The organism is Saccharomonospora halophila 8 (assembly GCF_000383775.1).
Lineage (GTDB): Bacteria > Actinomycetota > Actinomycetes > Mycobacteriales > Pseudonocardiaceae > Saccharomonospora > Saccharomonospora halophila.
Genome location: NZ_KB912482.1, coordinates 1 through 2741, shown reverse-complemented (window position 1 = coordinate 2741; position 2741 = coordinate 1). Strand labels below are relative to the sequence as shown.

The 2741-nt window shown below is 72.4% G+C and carries 5 protein-coding genes; 3 read left to right on the top strand and 2 right to left on the bottom strand.

What is annotated here, in order from left to right; genetic code table 11:
• The 3 genes from SACHA_RS19670 to SACHA_RS0101110 all read left to right on the top strand — a co-directional run.
• Nucleotides 1-332: DNA repair protein RecO C-terminal domain-containing protein (locus SACHA_RS19670; RefSeq protein ID WP_039737547.1), on the top strand; the 332-nt coding region annotated here is incomplete at its 5' end.
• A complete protein-coding gene (locus tag SACHA_RS0101115) occupies nt 277-1110 on the top strand; it encodes an isoprenyl transferase (RefSeq protein WP_019806521.1) in 834 nt (277 codons plus the stop codon). The genes SACHA_RS19670 and SACHA_RS0101115, both read left to right, overlap by 56 nt.
• Nucleotides 1107-1517 (top strand): hypothetical protein, encoded by a 411-nt coding sequence (locus SACHA_RS0101110; RefSeq protein ID WP_019806519.1) that lies wholly within the window; start codon nt 1107-1109, stop codon nt 1515-1517. The genes SACHA_RS0101115 and SACHA_RS0101110 overlap by 4 nt, the downstream gene beginning before the upstream one ends.
• Before the next feature lie 163 nt (nt 1518-1680).
• Here SACHA_RS0101110 and SACHA_RS0101105 read toward each other — a convergent pair whose 3' ends face one another.
• Together SACHA_RS0101105 and SACHA_RS0101100 are read right to left on the bottom strand one after the other, a co-directional pair.
• On the bottom strand, nt 1681-2127 hold the full coding sequence (locus SACHA_RS0101105) for a Fur family transcriptional regulator (RefSeq protein ID WP_019806517.1): 447 nt from the start codon (nt 2125-2127) through the stop codon (nt 1681-1683).
• Nucleotides 2124-2531: an ArsR/SmtB family transcription factor gene (locus SACHA_RS0101100; RefSeq protein ID WP_019806515.1), complete on the bottom strand. Its 408-nt coding sequence runs from the start codon at nt 2529-2531 to the stop codon at nt 2124-2126. Before SACHA_RS0101100 ends, SACHA_RS0101105 begins: the two co-directional genes overlap by 4 nt.
• Nucleotides 2532-2741 lie beyond the last annotated feature (210 nt).

Sequence of the window (2741 nt, the reverse complement as noted above, 5' to 3'; positions counted from 1 at the left end):
GCCGGGTGCCCGGCTCGGTCCACCCCGCGCCCGAGGTGCTGGTGCTGCTCGGCGCGCTGCTGCACGGGGACTGGGACACCGCCGAGGCGAGCGCGTCCGGCACCCGGCGGGACGCGAGCGGGCTCGTCGCGGCGCACCTGCAGTGGCATCTGGAACGGCAGTTGCGGTCCTTGCCGTTCGTCGAGCGCCGTGCCCGCGAGTCGCCGATCGCCGACAGGTTAGGGTCTGACGCGGTGTCCGGCGATACGGCGGTGTCCGGTGATGCGGAGGTAACAGGTGCGGCGCAGGGGACGCGAGGCGGCGACGGCCCAGACCGGGGTGCGGGAGCCTGATCCGCACCCGTCCGGTGCGCGCCCGCCGCGGATCCCGCCGGAGCTGGTGCCCCGGCACGTGGCGCTGGTGATGGACGGCAACGGCCGGTGGGCCAACCAGCAGGGCCTGCCGCGCATCGAGGGACACAAACGGGGCGAGTCCGTGATGATCGACGTCGCCGCGGGGGCCGTCGAGCTCGGTGTGCCGTGGCTGTCGGTCTACGCCTTCTCCACCGAGAACTGGAAGCGCAGCCCCGAGGAGGTGCGCTTCCTCATGGGGTTCAACCGGGACACCATCCGGCGGCAGGTGGACTACCTCGGCTCGATCGGCGTGCGCATCCGCTGGGCGGGCCGCAGCCCGAAACTGTGGCGCAGCGTCATCAAGGAACTGCGCGCCGCGGAGGAGAAGACCCGGAACAACACCCGGCTGAACATGACGATGTGCGTGAACTACGGTGGCCGGGCCGAGATCGGGGACTCGGCGCGGCGGATCGCGCAGCTCGCCGCCGAGGGCCGGATCAACCCGGACAAGGTGGACGAACGCACGGTGGCGAAGTACCTCTACCAGCCGGAGATGCCGGACGTGGATCTGTTCCTGCGACCCTCCGGGGAGCTGCGGACGTCGAACTTCATGCTCTGGCAGTCGGCCTACGCCGAGTTCGTGTTCCAGGACACCCTGTTCCCCGACTTCGACCGGACCAAGCTGTGGGACGCGTGTCTGGAGTACGCCAAACGCGACCGCCGGTTCGGCGCCGCGGTGGATGCGGCGCAGGCCGCGGACGGGGGTGGGCGCGCGTGAGTACCGAGGCGGCCGACACCGCGGCCCTGCTCGCCTCCGCACGGCAGGCGCTGGAGCGCTTCCTGGAGGTCAGCGTCGACGACGACGGCACATTGACCTTCTCGCACGCCGAGGTGCCGTGCGTGGTGCAGGCGATGCGGCTGGCCGACGGCCTGTCGGTGCTCAGCCTGACCTGCGTGGTCGCATGGGACCTGCCCGACGAGCAGTCGGTGGCCGCGTCGGTGGCCGAACGCGCGGGGCAGGGGCTGTTCGGCACGCTCGGTGTCGTGCACACCGAACGCGGCACCGACCTCACCCTGCGGTACGCCTTCCCGGCGCAGGGGCTCGACGAGGGGCCGCTCGGCACGTTGCTGATGCTGGTGGTCTCCACGGCCTCCCAGGTGCGCGGCGAACTGCTCGGCACCTGACTCCCACGGTGCCCGAACGCGGCGCCCCGAACGCGGAGTGGGAGCCGCCCCGGTGGACGACTCGCCGTCCCGGGGCGTCGGCTCGCGGGCACAAAGGGTCGGCTCGCGGACCTGCAGTGTCGACTCGCGGGTGCGGAGTGTCGACTCGCGGGCTCGGTTGGGGTTACCCGCGGGTGGCACAGTCGGCGCAGGTGCCGACGATCTCCACCGTGTGCCGGATGTCGGAGAAGCCGTTGCCCGCGGCGGTGCGTTCGGCCCACCGCTCCACGGCGGGGCCCTCCACCTCGACGGTGTAGCCGCAGTGCCGGCACACGAGGTGGTGGTGATGGTGGGTCGAACACCGCCGGTAGACCGCCTCGCCGGAGTCGGTGCGCAGCACGTCGATCTCGTCCGCCTCGGACAGTGACTGCAACGTCCGGTACACGGTGGTCAGGCCGATCCCCTCGCCGCGTCGGCGCAGTTCGTCGTGCAGATCCTGCGCCGACCGGAACTCGTCCACCTCGGCCAGGAGTGCGACCACGGCGGCGCGCTGCCGGGTCGCCCGCCGGCCGGGGACCGGGGCCCGGTCCTGCGTCCCGGCGGCCGTGCCGGTTGCCCTCGTCCCATTCATAGCGCCCGGACATCCTCCTGTACGTGTGCGACGGCGTCGACCACGATGTGTGCCAGGTGGTCGTCCACCAAGTGGTACACCACCTCGCGGCCCCGCCGCTGTCCCTGCACGATTCCCGCGGACTTCAGCACCCGGAGGTGTTGACTGATCAGCGGCTGGGTCACATCCAGCGCGTCGACCAGCTCGTGCACACAACGCGGCCCGTGCCGCAATTGCAGCACGACCGCGATCCGCACCGGCGCCCCCAGCGCCCGCAGCAGTTCCCCGGCGTCGGTCAGCGCCGTCTGCGGTGGGGGAGGTGGCGCGGCGGGGGTGGTCCCGTCCGGGATGTGTTCGTGCTCGCCGGAGACCGGCCCGTCCGCACCGGGCCCCTGCCGTGCCGCACCGGAGTCCATCGTCGCCATGCGGGTCTCCAGACTGCCGTGTTCGTCCTGCGGGGGCCGGGGGAGGCCATTACCATCCTAGTGCTTCGGGGGACCAACGGTGATGCGCGAGCGCGACGCGCCGCGAAGCGAGAGGGAGGCTCCTGACGTGGGCACGTACCCGACCCCGCCCGGCATCCCGCCCGGCACTCCACCGGACGGCCCGACGGCCCCGTGCGGCGGCCCCGCGCG

What these genes read in the sequence shown, in the direction of transcription:
- SACHA_RS0101105 (WP_019806517.1), bottom strand. Translation starts at nt 2,127, where the DNA reads ATGAATGGGACGAGGGCAACCGGCACGGCCGCCGGGACGCAGGACCGG.
- SACHA_RS0101100 (WP_019806515.1), bottom strand. Translation starts at nt 2,531, where the DNA reads ATGGCGACGATGGACTCCGGTGCGGCACGGCAGGGGCCCGGTGCGGAC.